This window comes from Pectobacterium odoriferum (assembly GCF_009931295.1).
GTDB classification, from domain to species: domain Bacteria; phylum Pseudomonadota; class Gammaproteobacteria; order Enterobacterales; family Enterobacteriaceae; genus Pectobacterium; species Pectobacterium odoriferum.
This window is the reverse complement of sequence record NZ_CP034938.1, coordinates 390,658-407,547: the sequence shown is the minus strand read 5'-3', so window position 1 is coordinate 407,547 and position 16,890 is coordinate 390,658. Positions and strand designations below refer to the sequence as shown.

General features: G+C 47.5%; 15 protein-coding genes. 2 read left to right on the top strand and 13 right to left on the bottom strand.

Annotated elements, in window-relative coordinates; genetic code table 11:
- Positions 1-149: 149 nt before the first annotated feature.
- The 4 genes from parC to EO763_RS01805 form a co-directional block, all read right to left on the bottom strand.
- Positions 150-2,420 (bottom strand): DNA topoisomerase IV subunit A, encoded by a 2,271-nt coding sequence (gene parC / locus EO763_RS01820; protein WP_161527893.1) that lies wholly within the window; start codon positions 2,418-2,420, stop codon positions 150-152.
- A 212-nt stretch (positions 2,421-2,632) separates the two neighbouring features.
- Complete coding sequence (locus EO763_RS01815) at positions 2,633-3,136, bottom strand: SUKH-3 domain-containing protein (RefSeq protein ID WP_161527892.1); 504 nt, start codon at positions 3,134-3,136, stop codon at positions 2,633-2,635.
- Positions 3,137-3,171: 35 nt separating this feature from the next.
- Complete coding sequence (locus EO763_RS01810; RefSeq protein WP_161527891.1) at positions 3,172-3,822, bottom strand: hypothetical protein; 651 nt, start codon at positions 3,820-3,822, stop codon at positions 3,172-3,174.
- A 49-nt stretch (positions 3,823-3,871) separates the two neighbouring features.
- Positions 3,872-4,207, bottom strand: coding sequence for a DUF2314 domain-containing protein (locus EO763_RS01805; protein ID WP_039539440.1), 336 nt, complete (start codon positions 4,205-4,207; stop codon positions 3,872-3,874).
- Between the two features lie 252 nt (positions 4,208-4,459).
- Here EO763_RS01805 and EO763_RS01800 point away from each other — a divergent pair, with 252 nt between their 5' ends.
- Both EO763_RS01800 and EO763_RS01795 read left to right on the top strand, forming a co-directional pair.
- Positions 4,460-6,862 carry a TonB-dependent receptor domain-containing protein gene (locus EO763_RS01800; protein WP_161527890.1) on the top strand — a complete coding sequence of 801 codons (2,403 nt, stop codon included), beginning with the start codon at positions 4,460-4,462 and terminating at the stop codon, positions 6,860-6,862.
- Positions 6,863-7,256: 394 nt separating this feature from the next.
- On the top strand, positions 7,257-7,838 hold the full coding sequence (locus EO763_RS01795) for an NAD(P)H-dependent oxidoreductase (RefSeq protein ID WP_161527889.1): 582 nt from the start codon (positions 7,257-7,259) through the stop codon (positions 7,836-7,838).
- A gap of 40 nt (positions 7,839-7,878) precedes the next feature.
- Here the strand turns inward: EO763_RS01795 and EO763_RS01790 are convergent, their stop codons facing one another.
- The 9 genes from EO763_RS01790 to EO763_RS01750 all read right to left on the bottom strand — a co-directional run bounded on the left by EO763_RS01790 (position 7,879) and on the right by EO763_RS01750 (position 16,239).
- Positions 7,879-8,775 carry a LysR family transcriptional regulator gene (locus EO763_RS01790; RefSeq protein WP_161527888.1) on the bottom strand — a complete coding sequence of 299 codons (897 nt, stop codon included), beginning with the start codon at positions 8,773-8,775 and terminating at the stop codon, positions 7,879-7,881.
- A gap of 306 nt (positions 8,776-9,081) precedes the next feature.
- Positions 9,082-9,645 (bottom strand): LOG family protein, encoded by a 564-nt coding sequence (locus tag EO763_RS01785; RefSeq protein ID WP_161527887.1) that lies wholly within the window; start codon positions 9,643-9,645, stop codon positions 9,082-9,084.
- A gap of 83 nt (positions 9,646-9,728) precedes the next feature.
- Entirely contained in the window at positions 9,729-10,181 is a 453-nt protein-coding gene (locus tag EO763_RS01780; protein WP_161527886.1) for a DMT family transporter, read from the bottom strand.
- Positions 10,182-10,483: 302 nt separating this feature from the next.
- Positions 10,484-11,137, bottom strand: a complete 654-nt coding sequence (gene pyrE, locus EO763_RS01775; protein WP_161527885.1) for an orotate phosphoribosyltransferase — start codon at positions 11,135-11,137, stop codon at positions 10,484-10,486.
- Positions 11,118-12,173: a quinone-dependent dihydroorotate dehydrogenase gene (locus tag EO763_RS01770; RefSeq protein WP_161527884.1), complete on the bottom strand. Its 1,056-nt coding sequence runs from the start codon at positions 12,171-12,173 to the stop codon at positions 11,118-11,120. Before EO763_RS01770 ends, pyrE begins: the two co-directional genes overlap by 20 nt.
- Positions 12,170-13,189: a cysteine synthase family protein gene (locus EO763_RS01765; RefSeq protein ID WP_103160126.1), complete on the bottom strand. Its 1,020-nt coding sequence runs from the start codon at positions 13,187-13,189 to the stop codon at positions 12,170-12,172. Before EO763_RS01765 ends, EO763_RS01770 begins: the two co-directional genes overlap by 4 nt.
- Positions 13,190-13,201: 12 nt before the next feature.
- Positions 13,202-14,407 (bottom strand): M24 family metallopeptidase, encoded by a 1,206-nt coding sequence (locus tag EO763_RS01760; RefSeq protein WP_161527883.1) that lies wholly within the window; start codon positions 14,405-14,407, stop codon positions 13,202-13,204.
- The gene (locus tag EO763_RS01755; protein ID WP_161527882.1) at positions 14,397-14,774 is read right to left on the bottom strand and encodes an NUDIX hydrolase; all 378 of its coding nucleotides are present in this window, start codon (positions 14,772-14,774) and stop codon (positions 14,397-14,399) included. Before EO763_RS01755 ends, EO763_RS01760 begins: the two co-directional genes overlap by 11 nt.
- On the bottom strand, positions 14,758-16,239 hold the full coding sequence (locus EO763_RS01750; RefSeq protein WP_208851976.1) for a 4-hydroxyphenylacetate 3-hydroxylase family protein: 1,482 nt from the start codon (positions 16,237-16,239) through the stop codon (positions 14,758-14,760). The genes EO763_RS01755 and EO763_RS01750 overlap by 17 nt, the downstream gene beginning before the upstream one ends.
- Positions 16,240-16,890: the final 651 nt, after the last annotated feature.

Genomic DNA, 16,890 nt, shown 5'->3' with positions numbered 1-16,890 from the left:
GCAACCTCATGAGCCGACAGCCGCCGCTAGTATAGCGATTTCGCGCTAAAACACACGGTGATTCAATTTGCGACGGGATGGCAACCGGAAACTAAAGAAAGGCGGTATGACACCGCCTTTCTCAACATGCACATGACAATACGGAGGCGTTATTCTTCGCTGCTGCCGGTGCTAATTTGCTGCGGTGCATCCACCTCAATCCGGTCGATACGCTGTAGCCCACGCAGCAATGTGCCTTTCCGCCCGCGTTCGCCCTGATACTTCTGAAGCTCGTTTGGACGCAGCACCAGCTTACGCTTACCGAAGTACAGCGTGACTGAAGCCTGTGGTGGCAACAGATAAAGCCAGGTCAGACGGTCTTTGCCTGCCGCAAAATCAGCCGAGGAGATGGATACAATCTTGTTGCCCTTGCCTTTCGACAACTGTGGCAGATCGGAGACAGGGAACAGCAGCATTCTGCCTGCGGCGGTGATCGCCATCAGCAGGTTATCGTCGCCGTTGATCTCGATCGGTGCCAGCGCCTTCGCATTATCCGGCAGCGTAATAATCGCTTTACCCGCGCGGTTACGCGCCACCAGATCGTTGAAGGTACAGACGAAGCCGTAGCCCGCATCGGATGCCATCAGCAACGACTGATCGTCCGCGGCCATCAGCACCTGTTCAATCGTCGCGCCCGGCGGCGGCGTGAGTTTACCCGTCAGCGGTTCGCCCTGACCACGTGCAGAAGGCAGCGTGATCGGATCCAGCGCATAGCTGCGACCAGTGGAATCAATGAACACCACAGGCTGATTGCTCTTGCCTTTAGCGGCGGCGCGGAAGCTATCGCCCGCTTTATAACTCAGTCCACTAGGATCGATGTCATGCCCTTTCGCGCTACGTACCCAGCCCATTTCTGACAGCACAATGGTAACCGGTTCGGACGGCACAAAGTCGTGCTCGCTCATCGCTTTCGCTTCGCCACGTTCACGCAGCGGAGAACGACGATCGTCACCATAGGCTTGCGCATCTGACTGAATTTCTTTCTTAATCAGGTTGCTGAGCTTACGATCGGATGCCAGCAGCGCTTGAAGCTGATCGCGCTCTTTTGCCAGATCGTCCTGCTCACCGCGGATTTTCATCTCTTCCAGCTTGGCCAAATGACGTAATTTCAGCTCTAGGATCGCTTCAGCCTGTGTTTCACTCAGGCTGAACTGGCGCATCAGAACGGGCTTCGGCTCATCTTCCGTGCGGATGATATGAATGACTTCATCAATATTCAGGAACGCGATCAGCAAGCCTTCAAGGATATGCAGGCGCTTGAGCACTTTTTCCAGACGGTAGTTCAGACGGCGGCACACGGTGTCGCGACGGAAGACCAGCCACTCGCTCAGGATCTCGACCAGCCCTTTCACACTCGGACGGCCATCCAGACCGATCATGTTCATGTTAACGCGATAGCTTTTTTCAAGATCGGTCGTGGCGAACAGATGGTTCATCACCTGATCCATATCGATCCGGTTCGAACGCGGCACCAGCACCAGACGGGTTGGATTCTCGTGATCGGATTCATCGCGCAGGTCTTCGACCATCGGCAACTTCTTCGCGCGCATCTGGCTGGCAATCTGCTCCAGCACTTTGGCACCGGAAACCTGATGCGGCAGCGCGGTAATCACGACATCACCGTCTTCTTTCTTCCAGACCGCACGCATACGCACGGAACCACGGCCATTCTGGTAGAGTTTACGCACTTCATCGCGTGGCGTGATGATTTCGGCTTCCGTCGGGAAATCCGGCCCTTGAACATGCTGCAACAACTCGTCCAGCGAGGCCTTTGGGTTTTCCAGCAGCATCACTGCGGCGGCGGCGACTTCACGCACGTTGTGCGGCGGTATGTCCGTCGCCATCCCAACGGCAATACCGGTGGTGCCGTTCAGCAGAATATTAGGCAGACGCGCAGGCAGCATCTTCGGCTCTTGCATCGTGCCGTCAAAGTTCGGGGTGTAATCGACCGTGCCCTGCCCGAGCTCGGACAGCAACAGTTCTGCATATTTGGACAACCGCGATTCGGTATAACGCATGGCGGCGAACGATTTCGGATCGTCCGGTGCCCCCCAGTTCCCCTGACCATCCACCAGCGGATAGCGGTAAGAGAACGGCTGCGCCATCAGCACCATCGCCTCATAGCAGGCGCTGTCGCCGTGCGGATGGTATTTACCCAGCACGTCACCCACGGTACGGGCAGATTTTTTAAATTTGGCGCTGGAATTCAGTCCCAGCTCGGACATCGCATACACAATGCGACGCTGCACAGGCTTCAGGCCATCGCCAATGAACGGCAATGCCCTATCCATGATGACGTACATGGAATAATTTAGGTATGCATTTTCGGTAAACGTGCGCAGCGCAAGGCTTTCTGCGCCGTCATGAGTCATCTCACTCATTTATCTCACTTCCCTCACATCGCGGCGCGATGGTTACGCTTTCCGGCACGCCATAGCGGCGGTATGTTTGGCGGGAATAGTACCTTATCTGATGAGGTGATGTCACAGGGAACCATTCACAGGAAATCGCGCCACAGAGAACACTGTCGTCTCAGAAAATCATCACACCGGACGATTATCGGTGTGAACCAGACAGTTGCCAGAGAAGGTGGCTAGCGGTAGCGATGAACGCTCGGATGATCTGCGGTAATCGTTTCGCCATACACAGAAATTGACGGCTGGTCTGGTCGCAGCATCGGTTGCCCCTTGCAGCCCAGCAGAATGCGTTCAACGGCGGCACCGAAAGTTGCCCCTTCAAACCAGAATGCATCATGGATAAAGCTCATCCCGTAGCAGGCTCCCGTGCTATCCATCAGCAGAGCACCGTGAGAATGGTGGGTTTCACCGACAAGAATTAACGTCGAGCTCAAAATACCTTGCCACTCGAGCAGCGTTTCATCGTCCTGCAAATCCTCACTGCCGCCAAAAGCGATGTCGCCACTGGCACATGCTTCTCCTGTGCCACACTGCCCGACCGTCAGCCCACTGAACGCGCGCAGGATAGCGAAAGCCGGATGGTTCTCCGGCACAAACGGCGGAATTGATTGTGCTTCAGCACGCGGCCAGCCTGCCGCGTGAAACAGTGGAAGAACGGATTCAGGTATTTCAATCGACATCGTGGGTCATCTTGCAGTAGCAGCGAAGGAAAAAGTCAGCGTGTATTTCGCAGTCGCTGACGAATAGCGCGTATTGCGCTCATCCTTATCGTGTCATTGGGCGGAGCCAGATCGTTCTGGTTTGCCAGCAGATCCAGAGAGGATGAATCGCCAACGCCACGCAGCGCACAGAATATCAGTAAGGTCTGATGTTCCGTCGTCGCCAGCGGTAACAGCCGCATCAGGAAAGTGCGAACGGCGGTTGCCTGCTCATCCGTCGCCACAACGCTGCCTTTGATGCTCAGGAGTAAGTTAAAGGTAGAAGTAAGACGCCATGCCGTGTCGGGTGCCTGTTCAGGAGCCTGCATGACACCAGCAAAGAAAGCGATCAGCGCATCCACCGCGGCATGAGACCGAAGCTCTTCCAGTAGGTCAATCACATACGCGACATTGTCGGGTTCAGCCACCAACACGCCGAGTGCTTCAATCCCTTCCTCGGCATAAGCGCCTGCAATTTCAGCCCATTTCGCTAACGGAACAACGTGTGTACCGTCGGGCAAGTACGGTGAGTGAGACCAGTTAAACTCAGCGGATAGCCGATTAAGCTCATCGCGCAACCCCGGCAAGCGCGCTTTCGCCGCCGCAAGAATATGCTCGACTTCCAGCGTGTTACGCCGAGCCTTCGACCTAAGTGCAGCAATCTTCATCGACAAATACCCTATCAACCATCAGAACAGCGCACGGATAGCAACGCGGCTAGCCATCTTTTCCATAGATACCAATTACGTGGCGAGCCTGAAACATCACAATCTGGCCGCACCGCACGCAGTCACTTCCCGTGGGGTCATTATCTAAAACACCTTCGTAAAACGCGTGATGCTTTTTCGTCACTCTGACCCACATCCTTTCCACCGATAGCTCATCCGCGCCTGCGGTTTTTTCCATACGGAAAATCAATTTAACAAAATCGTCGGGTGCTAATGATTCACGCACCGCATTGTCTGGAATCCAGAATGAGTCCGGGTACTCGCGGTTAAGCGCTTCGCCATCGTCCAGCTCGTAGCAGTCAGTTTCGTAAGTCGGTAATTTCATTACGCCTCATTGATACATCGCGCATACACCGCCGCGTCAGTATTGATAGCACACATACCGTTTCATTAAGAATTATTCATCATCGTTGCAACAACAAATGATAATGCTTAGCATATTGATAATAATTATCATTTCCACATGATAATTAATGTTATTCGACGCCTTGCATTTCCTTTGCAGACGTTAGCTACCAGCACGCCATGTTTCCCCCAACGCCGCTGGCCAGAACAACCCTTATAGCAGAGTATCATTATGTTAATTAACAAGAATTTAAATAAAATTCTTCTCACCGGCATCTTGACTGGCGTCGCGCTGAACAGCATGGCAGCGGATAGCACCACGGGCAACAACGCACTCAGCGGGAAGAATCCAGACAGTTCGGCGGCAAAAACGGGACAGACCGACGACGTGATGATAGTTAACTCGCCGAAAATCGAGAAAAAAGCGGGTTCAAGTACGACGCTAACAGCCGCAGACATGCAAAAAGAAGGCGGCAACAATTTTGGCACCATCATGCGTTATCAACCTCTGGTGAGCGCAACAGGTTCCAGCGGCGGCAGCAATACAGGGAAAAGCGGCTTCGACCGCGGCGGTTACACGGGCTATAACATTCGCGGCATTGAAAGCAACCGTGTGGCGATCGATACCGATGGCATCGCCCTGCCCAATGCCACGGGCCGTAGCTACGCTAGCCGTGCCGGATTCAATACGTTCGGTATGGGACGCGACTATATCGATCCTTACCTGTACAGCAGCGTCGATATTGAGTCAGGCGTCACCTCCGCAGAAAGTACTGTCAACGCACTCGGAGGCAGCGTCTCCTTTCGACCAAAATCTGCCGATAATTATCTGAAAGCAGGCAAGCAGGACTACTTTGGTTTCCAGAGTGACTACGATTCCGCCAACCATGGTTGGCATAATGGCATCACCGCTGCAGGCGGTGATGACGAACTGCGCGGCATTGTGGTGCTCAGCCGCCGCGACGGCCAGCAAACGCGTAATAACAGCGACGAGATCGCCGCTTACCCCGCCAACTGGCACTCTAACGCCATTTTGGCGTCCGGTATTTGGCAGGCCAACGACGAACATCAGCTCACTGGTACGCTGGATTATTACCATAAAACCAATCATACCCATTATGACTACTGGGGGAATCTGCCAAGCGGTAACAACACCATTTACGGCACGGCGCAACAGAGCAGCGAGACACGCCGCTGGACCGCCAGCCTGAAAGATCGCTGGACGCCCGTCAACAACACGCTGGTCGATTTGGTTGATAGCCGCATTTACTTCCAAAACAGCGAATCACACGACAATACCTGGCTGCCAGCAACCACGGGGATGGCGGCGGCAGATAGCCACCGGGTCTATTCCGACTACAATGTCACCACCTACGGATTCGATACCCATATGGTGAAAAGCTGGGATCGCCACGAGTTCAGTTGGGGTCTGAATGCCAGCCAAAGCAAAACAGAGCGTCCGTTCAGGCAATCGCCTAACCAAACGGGTGCGAATAACATCATGCAGCCAGAAGCCGATAGCAACAGCTACACCGTTGGCGGCTTCGTGCAGGATACCGTGACGTGGGATCTGGCGGGGCACGCTTTCTCGGTTGTTCCTGCCGTACGCGCCATTCATCAACGCACCAAACCGACCAATACGGTTCGTCTGAGCGGTGACGGCAGCGTCATCAATGAATCCGATGTCAACAAGCTGTACGGCAAAGCCAACAGTGATACGCAAATCCTGCCTTCTCTGAGCTTCCTCTATGACATCACCCCGACGCTGACAACCTATGTGCAGTACCGTCGCGGCGCGCAGTTCCCGGATGCCAGCCAGCTTTATGGCAGCACCAACCTTGACGCCAACTATGCCGGGCCGTCCCAGTATGCCTTTATCGGCAATAGCGACCTCAAAACGGAAACCAGCAACAACGTAGAATGGGGCTTAAAAGGTGAAGCGACGGAGGGAATCACCTTCCGTACCGCGCTGTTCTACAACACGTATAAGAATTTTATCGCCAACACCCGCTACCGTCGTAGCGCTAACCCCGATAAATTTACCAATGTTCCAAGTAACATCAGTACGATATATCAGGCGGAAAACCGCGATAAGGCTTATATCTACGGCGGCGAAGTCAGCAGTAAAATACAGCTAGGTACCTGGTTCCCGGCTGTTGATGGGCTCAGCACCACGCTGGCCTTTGGCTACACCAAAGGCCAATCGCAATCCCGCTACCTCGGCGACCGCTATGTCGACCTCGACAGCGTTGCCCCAATGAAAGCCGTGGTAGGTATCGCCTATGACGATCCTTCCCAACGCTACGGTGCTGCCCTGACCTCCACCTTCCAGAAAGGGAAACAGGCCAAGGATACCAGCCGCGAAAGCTATACCAATGCGGGTAATGCGATCCCCACTTCTAACACAGAGTATATGCGGATTCCCGGCTATGGCATGGTTGACCTGACGGCTTACTATCGCATCAGCAAGAACGTGAAAGTTAACGGTGGCGTGTATAACCTGACTGACCGGAAATATTGGGATTATCTCAGCAGTCGCCAGATTGAAACCAACGATCGGCAGGGACAGTATGACCGCGCACTCTCCGTGCAGCCTGGCCGTTCCTTCCAACTGGGTGTGAATGTAGATTTCTAATCCGCATCACTCACGCTGTCATTGAACAGGCGATGCCTCATTCGGGCATCGCCACCACTCAGACAAGAATGCGTACCATAATGCCAAGCGTTTAAGCATCGAGATACTCGGGGTGACCACAGGGGTGAGGCGTCCCTACTGGGAACCTCCCCCTGTGTTTCCCCTAATAACGGGCTTAAGTGAACAGCATCAAGAACGCACACCACGGCTTTCTTGCCTTTTTATTTTCCTCGATACGCTTATCCCGCCGCATTATTTCAATATGGTGTCTTCTTACCCTTGATTATTGATATTCAGTCAACAGTGTTATGCGCTAGCGCACATTTTTCTGCACCGCTCTCTCCTCTAGACTACGCCCAACATCTTCGTTGATAACCGATTCGAGAGCAGACCTATGCAGAACATTTTGCTAATTAATGCAGGCAAATCATTCGCCCACTCCAAAGGGGAGTTGAACCATACCCTTACCGATACCGCAGCCAGTTTTCTGCGCGATAAAGGCCACGACGTCCGTGTGACAGTCGTGGACAACGGCTATGATATTGAACAGGAAATTCAGAACTACCTGTGGGCAGATACTATCATTTACCAGATGCCGGGATGGTGGATGGATACGCCGTGGATCCTGAAGAAATATATCGATGAGGTGTTTACCGCCGGTCACGGTTCACTTTACGCCAGCGATGGCCGCAGCCGTTCGGATGCCAGCAAGAAATACGGTTCTGGGGGATTGTTGCAGGGTCGGAAATACATGCTGTCTCTGACGTGGAATGCGCCGCTGGAGGCCTTCGAGGATCCTGAACAGTTCTTCCACGGCGTGGGTGTGGACGGCGTGTATCTGCCGTTCCATAAAGCGAACCAGTTCATCGGGTTATCCCCACTGCCGACCTTCATCTGCAATGATGTGATGAAAGCACCGGACGTCCCCACTTATCTTGCAAATTATCGCCAGCACCTGGACGAACACGTTTCCTGATCGGCGTATTACTCGCCTCTCTACCGCTGTGGGTCACGCCTCACAGCGGATTTTCCGTGAGCTTTTCGCTCATAAAATCGAGAAAACAGGTAATACGCGCCGCCAGTTGGCTATTGCGATAATACACCGCGTAAACCGGCAGGCTGGCTTCCAGCGTTTCCCCAGTAAGGATCGGCACCAGCCGCCCCGCCGCCAGGTCGTCACGGATCAGGAAGTGAGACATACGCACAATCCCTTCGCCTTGCAGCGCAAGCTGACGCAATATCTCACCGTTTGATGCCAACAGCACCGGCGTGATGGGGTAGAAATCCTGCAGGCCATGCCGCAGCGGCCAGTGGTTCAGCGACTCCGACTGAGTAAACCCCAGACAACGATGACCGGCCAATGACTCGACCGTCGCAGGTGTACCATGCTGTTCTAAGTAGTCAGGGCTGGCGACGATGTGCAGCTTGCTTGCACCAAGCGGGCGGGCATGAATGGTAGAGTCTTTGAGCATGCCGATGCGAATCGCGATATCGGTATGTTGCTCCAGCAAATCAATAATGAAATCGTTGGTATTGAGTTCAAGAACGATCTTGGGATAACGGCGGCGAAATTCCGGCACCAGAGGCACAATCACATGCTGCATAAACGCCGAGCCCGAATTAACCCGCAGCCGTCCACTCGGTTGCTCATGGCGCAGCAGCACCTGCTCTTCGGCATGTTCCACCGCGTGAATCACGTCACGGGCGTGCTCAAGAAACATCATGCCTTCTTCGGAAAGCGAGAGACGTCGCGTTGTACGATGCAACAACGTCGTACCCAGCTTATCCTCCAAGCGCCGCAGCGCCCGGCTAATGCCCGACGTGGTTTGCCCAAGCTGTTCCGCGGCTGCTGTGATCGAACCGGTGTCGATCACCACCACAAAAGCCTGAAGTTCCTCAAGCGTGACTTTCATAAGCGAATATACCTGCTATGGTGAAGTCTGTTTATTCAGACGCTACACCCGTCATACGTCAAGCTGCATGTGTGTTGGCTGCACTGACTCACCCGAATCATTTACTTAAAATAACGCCATTCTTGTAAACCAATAGGCTTCATTCAATTTCAGCGTAAAACATTCAAAGGCCACCATAAATACGTGGCCTGAATCAGGAGAGCGATAACTACAAAAGGAAAAATCGGTAATACTCTCACTCACTTTCATCGTGAAAGGATGTTCAACATGTACGGGGATAAATCCGCACCATGCCTTTTTACATTTCTAGCGCTGCCATTTCGGCTTTGGCGGAATATAGGATAACGCTTTCTGAAGAAGGTCTTCGGGATCATGCGAAACAATCAGCATTTCAGAGTACTCCCGCTTCATGAAACCCTTACTGATCATCTTATCAATGAAGGCTAACAATTCATCGTAATAGCCGTTTATATTAAGAAAAGCACAGGGTTTATTGTGCAAACCAAGTTGTGCCCATGTCCAAACCTCAAAAATCTCCTCTAGCGTACCCGCTCCCCCAGGTAAAGCGATAAAGATATCAGCATGCTCTGCCATTAATGACTTTCTGGCATGCATATCTTTAACGACTTTAAGCTCATGCACTTCACGGTGGGCCAGCTCATGATCAACTAAGGATTGGGGCATGACGCCGATAACATGAACACCTGAAGATATCGCGGCGTCAGCGAGTGTTCCCATCAATCCAACTCGCCCACCGCCATAAACCAGGTCAACCTTTTCCCGAGCCATTGCTAAAACCAGGCTTTCAGTTTTTCTTACATATTCAGGATCTGTTCCGTGACTAGAACCGCAGAAAACAGCTGCTCGCATATTTGACCTTATTTCATCGTAATTATCGTTCTGTTAACAATAGTATTTATTAACATATCCAATTTATTTTTATGCCTTATAAATCAACTAGTTTTTAGATTAACGCATAATACCCCAGCTAAAACTAATAATACGCCGACCAGTCGCATTGGTGCAATGTCTCGTATAGGCAGTCCAAGAAGCCCGAATTTATCCAACAGTAAAGACATCGATATCTGTCCAAAAATGACCAGTGAAATCATGGCGGCGATGCCCAACCGGGGTGCAAGGAATGTTGTGCCAAAGACGAAAAATGCCCCCAAAAGCCCTCCTGATAGTAACCCTATACTGCTATGACGTAATTGAATCAATTGATTCCAACGTTCTCCCGATGCCGCGCATAGAAAGAAAAGACATAGAGTGCCAACAATAAATGAAACTAATGAGGCAAGCATCGTACTGCCGCCCAGTATAGATTTCAGTTGATTATTAACAGCCGATTGGGTCGCTATAGCAATACCTACGCTTACCGCTAAAAAGTAATAAATAAAGTTCAAGTTAGCTCCTATTAATTATGTTAGATATTTATTCCATCCTCGATCATAGCGTTAAGTTTAAAATAAGCAGTTATAACAAGGTGCTTAGGCGAAATGGGTGAAACCCGTCATTAGCTATCCTGGTTGGGTAAAGGCAATACCCCTTACCCAACCGAATAGGCTTTCTACTGGTAACACGGCTTTCCAGAATGATTCTTGTAATATGTTCAGATAAATAGTTAGCATTATCTGTATTCGATTATCGCCGATTTTTAACCCATTAAAGCTCGATATCGTAAATTCTGAAATTCCTTTTCAGAATATCAACACGTAGCACCATATTTATTGAGGTAGATCTGGATAGCATCGATTTTTTCTTGCTCTTGACCATTTTGCTGTAAACAACGGATAACGTGTTGAATGGTAGTGATAGAAAAAATAGTCAACCCTAAGCGTTCCATAGCAGCTTGTAATGCGGATTTCTCCGTATCCAGAGCGTATTCCTGACGATCTAATGCAACGAGATAAGCCAAAGGCTGTCCGCCTTGCGAACGGATTATCTCTATTGTGTCATCGATCGTCATTCCAGAGGTTATGACATCATCAACAATCATTACACTGGCGTTTGACAATTTCTCACCCACCAGAAGACCACCATCACCATATGACTTCACTTCTTTTCTATTAAAGGAATACTTAACTTCATAGTCGAAGTCACGTTGTAAAGCCAGAGCCGTCGCGACGCCCAACGGAATGCCTTTATACGCAGGCCCAAAAATTATATCGGGGCTCAAATTATTTTCCATAATAAATCGCGCATAAAAATGAGCGGTTTTATTTAACAGGCTAGCGCTGGATAATTTCCCAAAGTTAAAAAAGTAAGGGCTGATTCTAGATGACTTAAGCTTAAACTCACCGAATTCTATTACCTGACTATCAATTAAAAATTGCGCAAACTCATCCTGAGTGTTTTTCATAATATGAACCTATTACTTGACTGATCGTTTGGAATCCATCCTGCTTCATAAGATGCTCAATTTCAGATAGCATCTTCGGCAAAATGGCTGGACCTTCATAGATGAAGGCGGTGTATATTTGGCAAAGGCTTGCGCCTAAACAAAGACGTCTATAAGCTTCCGTACCACTATCAATGCCACCTGAAGCGATAATAGGTTTGTTGTGACCAATCGCATTAAAGACCCTCATAAGCATATCACGCGATCTTTCCTGTAACGGCTTACCAGACATACCGCCAGTTTGTAACTGTGGAGGGACCGCTGAAAAGTTATGCCTGCTAACGGTTGTATTACTCACAATGAGCCCATCAACTAAAGAGCTAGCCAGATAAGTAAGCAAGTTGGCTTCATCATGCGGATTCATATCGGGAGAAAGTTTGATGAGAATCGGACAGTCTATCCTTCTACCCAACCTCAACTGGTGTAATCTTTCTAACAGTGGATCAATGGTTTCAGCATGCTGTAAATCCCTTAATCCTGGGGTATTAGGCGAAGACAGGTTAATCGTTAAATAGTCGGCATAGTCTATTAACGTCTCCGCAGCGCACATGAAATCGTCAAGATAGTCTACAGAGTCCTTATTTTTTCCAATATTAACACCTAAAATAACGTCTTTTTTATGCTTGGCTAAACGCTGCTGGGCATATAACATGCCTTTAGAATTAAAGCCATAACGGTTGATGATGGCGCCCATATCTTTCAAGCGAAATAAACGTGGGCGGGGATTACCTGGCTGGGGTTTCGGCGTTATTGAGCCAACCTCAACAAAACTAAAGCCTAATTTACCCAGAGAATTATAAACCTCCGCATCTTTATCAAAGCCGGCACCAATACCTAAAGGATGAGCGAATTTTTTATTCCATATTGTCTGAGAAACTCCATCAGGTATAGTGATACGGCTTTCACATGGAAAATGACTCAAGCTAAAAACAGCAAGATGATGCGCAGTTTCTGGTGGAAGTCGGAGTAATGTTTTTCGACAGAATTCAAGAATCATTTTTCGGTTACCAGATTATCCTGAAATTCATTCAAGCTGATTTTTATTTGATTTTTTAATTGTTCAGCTGTCAGCAATTTTACATTTTTAGCTTCAAGCCAAGAATCATCATAAAATTGCTCAAGATAATTCACACCAGAGTCTGGTGCAATTGCCATGACCGAATTAAATTCAGGAAGCTGTAAAGCCATCAATGCTGAAAATATAACCACACCAGAAGAACCACCCAGCATAAGTCCGACATCTTTTGCGAGTAATCGACATAATGATATTGCATTTTGATCGCTAACGCTGTGGAGAAAATCAAATAAATCGAGGTCGGTGTTATCCGCTCGCCAGCTTAATCCCAGTCCGTTTAATAAGTAAGGATGGAAAGGTTTCCCAAAGATTGCCGATCCTGCAACATCACATGCCATAAATCGAACATGAGAGTGAACAGCCTTTACTCCCCTGGTAATTCCACCAAAATGTCCTCCCGTACTCACTGAACCAACTAACATGTCTACAGGGATTTCAAGGAATTCTCTTGCCGTGACTGCTTCATGAAATTCAGGATTATCTGGATTATCATACTGGTTGGTCCAATATGCACCGGGATGCTGATTCAGTAATGCTTTAACTCTCTCAATTCTAGCCTTTTGATATCCGCCAGAGGCATCAGGAGTCTCTACCACTTCCACTTCAGCGCCAAAAGCGGTAAACCAATTAAGTGAATTCTTGCTAACTTTTGGATCGACAACAATGATGAGATGAAACCCCATACTGGCGCTGAGCATGGCAAGAGATTTTCCCAAATTACCCGATGTTGATTCAATGACAATACCACCAGGTCGCAACTTACCGCTTTCAAATGCTTTATTAATCAATCCCAATGCAGTACGGTCTTTTATACTGAAATTTGGATTGAACTGTTCAAGTTTAATCAAAAGCTTTTTATTTTTTGGAACTAAAGGATGTTCAAGAGAAAAAACGGGGGTATTTCCAATCAGTTCACTAACATTAGTCACTGTATGCATATTCATATTTCCTTATAGAATTTTTAAGTTAGGCGCTGGGTTAGAAGTTAAAAAATGGTTGCCGGAAACGCCGACCAAAAGCGGATCTTCTATATGCAAGGCACCCATTCCAAATTCGTAGTAAGGTGTTTCAACTGACAAAACCATTCCTTCTTGTATAATATTTTCGTCAGAGGGACTTAATATTGGGAATTCATAGGGTTCTAAACCAATTGCATGCCCAACATGATGACGACGATATTCAGAAAAACCGGAACGGTGTACAACGTCCATAATATGGAAAAACACTTGCTTTCCTGTTTGCCCAGGCCGAATAAAATCAAGTGCCGATAACATTCCATTTTGCAGTGCCTGATAGCGCTTTTGTATAAAGGGCTCAACGCGTTCGATTGCATATACACGTGCAATATCGGACCAATAGCCTTGATAAACTGCGTCAGAATCAAACCAAAGAAGATCGCCTGATTCGAGACACCATTTTTCATTTTGTCGCCTCTGCCCACCGACTGCCGCTCGACCCACTTTAAGCATCGTCAAGGAAGGAAAAGCCCCTCTTTTTACAAGCGCCTGATTAAACCAACTTGCTATTTCAGCCTCATTAGAGCCTCTGCGGACTAACTTTATCGTCTCATAAATCGCCGCTTCATTAATCAAGGCCGACGTTGTCAGCATATCGACTTCTTTTGGTGTTTTACGCCCCCTTGCCTGACGTATGCCCTTAGATACGCCGCACCATTTAATACCGGGCAAGCTATTTTTAAGATAGTCCAGGGTCTGCAATGGCATACCATCTTCATCAAACCCGATACTGTTTATGTCACCATAATCCCGTATTTTGTAAATCAGCTTTTCTAAGGCTTCAGCAGGTGATGCCTTAGATAACTCGACATGACTAAGCTTCAGGAGTGCAGCTTCATCTTCGTTTAAGCAGGTTTGGCCATCATATTCACGGTAAAATGTCCCGTAAGGCTGAACATGTTGGACGGGAACATCCGCATCAAGCACCTGATCTATTTCGCCAATCGAATGCACGATGCTTACAGCACCGATGTCATACCGATGAAGTAATGCGTAGCATTGCCCATGGTAGGGATTCAACGTTTTAACAACGGGTGAAAAACCCGTGAAATAGTGAACATTTTCTTTGCTTGATCCGATTAATAAATCTATTTTTTCCCGTTCAAAAAGATCTCGGACTTGAGCCGTATCATAAGCCATTGTTAATAACCTTGAGCGTTTTCACGACAGCCGGAGCCATGAGTTCCGTGTCAGAAAGAGAAAACCATCCCAACTCACTGATTTCAGCGCATGGGGTGACTGGCGGTAAAAATGAGATGGTAAAAATGGACAGATGAACGCTATCGCTACCATCATGATTTGGTCCGGTTACCGTGGTCAGAAACGTCAATTCGGATGCAGTAACAGTTAATCCGAGTTCCTCTTCAAGTTCTCGTATTAATGTTTCTTTAGGGTTTTCCCCCGGTGATATTTTTCCACCAGGAAAATACCACACCGTATTATCCCGAACACGAACCAGCAACACTTTGCCTTGCTTGATATATGCCAAGCTAGCACAACGAATCATGATAAATTCTCTTGATATTATCGAGGTGCTTAAATAATTCACCTTTCGGGTAATTTAAATAATGCATTGCAGCTATTCTGATAGGGTCACCTGCATGATATTTTTCATAAACCATTTGCCTTTGCCCAAAACCATCGCCACTCAGATCCCAGGCTAAGTTCAGGAGAAAACACCTATCTTCAGCACTTATATTTTTATTTCTTAATGCTTCTTTAAGAATCGGTCCATTGTTATTTTCAAAATCCCCATGATGAGGGACAGCAAGCATTGAGCCCGCAGAGAGAGATTGAATGATATTCACCATCCGATGATACCACTTAGGAAAATGGTATCGGATGGCCTGAATAGCGTGAATACTCGGATTTAAAAGGTCGTTTTCTAAGGTTGCATCTTCTTCAGCCAACAAGATCGCGCCACGGACTAACTCCAGACTTGAAGTCATCTCTCCGAGTTGTTCTTGGACATTCAAGAAACTACCCAAGCCCATTTTATTAGCCAGTTCAATCGCAACACCGGTTAATAATTCAGCTTTGGCAAGCCCTCGAACAATTCCCTGATGCCCGTTATGGTTTCGGATTCTTGTCTTGTCATAAAATGAATTCGATTTTTCTACATCCCTGAAGACAAAGACATCACTCCACGGAATAAATACGTCCTCGAAAACCATATACGCATCCGACTCATCAAAAAGATTTGAAATTGGATGATCTAACAGGTTGTAACCATTATGGTTCAGAGGCTTTCGACAAATGAGCTTCACGCCCGGTACCGTAACCGGTACGGCAAATGCGAGGGCGAAATCCTCATCACCAGAGATCAATCCTGGCATATTAAAGACTAAGAGCTCATCGGCAATTGGAGCCAACGTCACTATCATTTTAGCACCGCGGACAACCATTCCTTTTGCATCATGGGAAATACAGCGAACCCCACAGTATTTGTTTTCTTGTAACCCTAGCTGAATACCCCTATCAATCTGAGGGTTAATTGCGCCGTGGCCTACAAACAAATTTTCATTTCGGCATCGTTCATAGTATTTGACTGCATTACTAGAAAAATCAGCGTATTGCCCCGCTCCAAGGACATGGGAATTTGTTGCCATAGCAGCTAAAGCACTATTGATGAAGTCCGGTGTTCTTCCCAACATACCAAATGATAAATCGGCAATGGCTTTATAACTTTTTCGCTTTCTCGCTAATTCCTCTCTGGTTTTAGGAGCAAGTGTACTGATATGATAATTTCTACCATTCTCTTCATAAGTGAACCGTTCAGGCTGCAACTCCTGAAGTTGATAGAATTCGGCAATGCTATCAATTGCACCTTGAAATGATGGTTCAGTAGATACGTCAGATATCAATTTAGAATCAATATAAACCTGCCGCGGACTTTTCAATCTGCGTAAATAATCTTCCTTTAACATAACAGCATCCTGATTAGCAATTGTCTGAAATAATTCTTCCTTCATTAACCCCTAGGGTATGAAGTTCATTTTTTATCAATTTGAAAAAATCCTTACCACTTCCTATATAAAAATTGGATAATAAAAAGTGAGACTGACTAATTTTTTCGACTGTTTTTTTTACAAACGATATGTCTCGATCTGCGTAACGACTGTGCATCGTGCTGAAATGGAAATTTTCATTTGAATCGAACATGTCATGAATATCTTTGTCAGTAAAATAATGATAGGAAGCTATGTAAATCCTAACCAAATACGTTTTATCGTTTAATTCTACCGCGTCGATCTGGCAGGGTTTTATTTTTATTTTTTGACTCAAAAATGACATAGTTTAGGTACTTTACCGTTTTTAAAACTAAAATAAATTATCTAATAATTAACAATGAAATTAATTAATAGTTGTTATTTCCATTATCGTCTCCCTGTTATTTACAGATCCAATTCATAAGACATATTTATAAATTACAAACCAATTTGAGTGAATCAAATTTAATTGATTTAAGTGCTATATAGGTCACATTTTTATTTCAATAAAAATGCAAACCAACAAAGGAAAAGCGATCAACATCACACTTAATGCTAGGTGAACTGGATTCTGGCTTTAATTCAAGAGGATGAGATCAACAAAAACCATATCCATTGAATGGTTTTACATCG

Excerpts from the sequence above, each read along its gene's own strand:
- parC (WP_161527893.1), bottom strand. The coding sequence starts at position 2,420 with ATGAGTGAGATGACTCATGACGGCGCAGAAAGCCTTGCGCTGCGCACG.
- EO763_RS01815 (WP_161527892.1), bottom strand. The coding sequence starts at position 3,136 with ATGTCGATTGAAATACCTGAATCCGTTCTTCCACTGTTTCACGCGGCA.
- EO763_RS01810 (WP_161527891.1), bottom strand. The coding sequence starts at position 3,822 with ATGAAGATTGCTGCACTTAGGTCGAAGGCTCGGCGTAACACGCTGGAA.
- EO763_RS01805 (WP_039539440.1), bottom strand. The coding sequence starts at position 4,207 with ATGAAATTACCGACTTACGAAACTGACTGCTACGAGCTGGACGATGGC.
- EO763_RS01800 (WP_161527890.1), top strand. The coding sequence starts at position 4,460 with ATGTTAATTAACAAGAATTTAAATAAAATTCTTCTCACCGGCATCTTG.
- EO763_RS01795 (WP_161527889.1), top strand. The coding sequence starts at position 7,257 with ATGCAGAACATTTTGCTAATTAATGCAGGCAAATCATTCGCCCACTCC.
- EO763_RS01790 (WP_161527888.1), bottom strand. The coding sequence starts at position 8,775 with ATGAAAGTCACGCTTGAGGAACTTCAGGCTTTTGTGGTGGTGATCGAC.
- EO763_RS01785 (WP_161527887.1), bottom strand. The coding sequence starts at position 9,645 with ATGCGAGCAGCTGTTTTCTGCGGTTCTAGTCACGGAACAGATCCTGAA.
- pyrE (WP_161527885.1), bottom strand. The coding sequence starts at position 11,137 with ATGAAAAACACTCAGGATGAGTTTGCGCAATTTTTAATTGATAGTCAG.
- EO763_RS01770 (WP_161527884.1), bottom strand. The coding sequence starts at position 12,173 with ATGATTCTTGAATTCTGTCGAAAAACATTACTCCGACTTCCACCAGAA.
- EO763_RS01765 (WP_103160126.1), bottom strand. The coding sequence starts at position 13,189 with ATGCATACAGTGACTAATGTTAGTGAACTGATTGGAAATACCCCCGTT.
- EO763_RS01760 (WP_161527883.1), bottom strand. The coding sequence starts at position 14,407 with ATGGCTTATGATACGGCTCAAGTCCGAGATCTTTTTGAACGGGAAAAA.
- EO763_RS01755 (WP_161527882.1), bottom strand. The coding sequence starts at position 14,774 with ATGATTCGTTGTGCTAGCTTGGCATATATCAAGCAAGGCAAAGTGTTG.
- EO763_RS01750 (WP_208851976.1), bottom strand. The coding sequence starts at position 16,239 with ATGAAGGAAGAATTATTTCAGACAATTGCTAATCAGGATGCTGTTATG.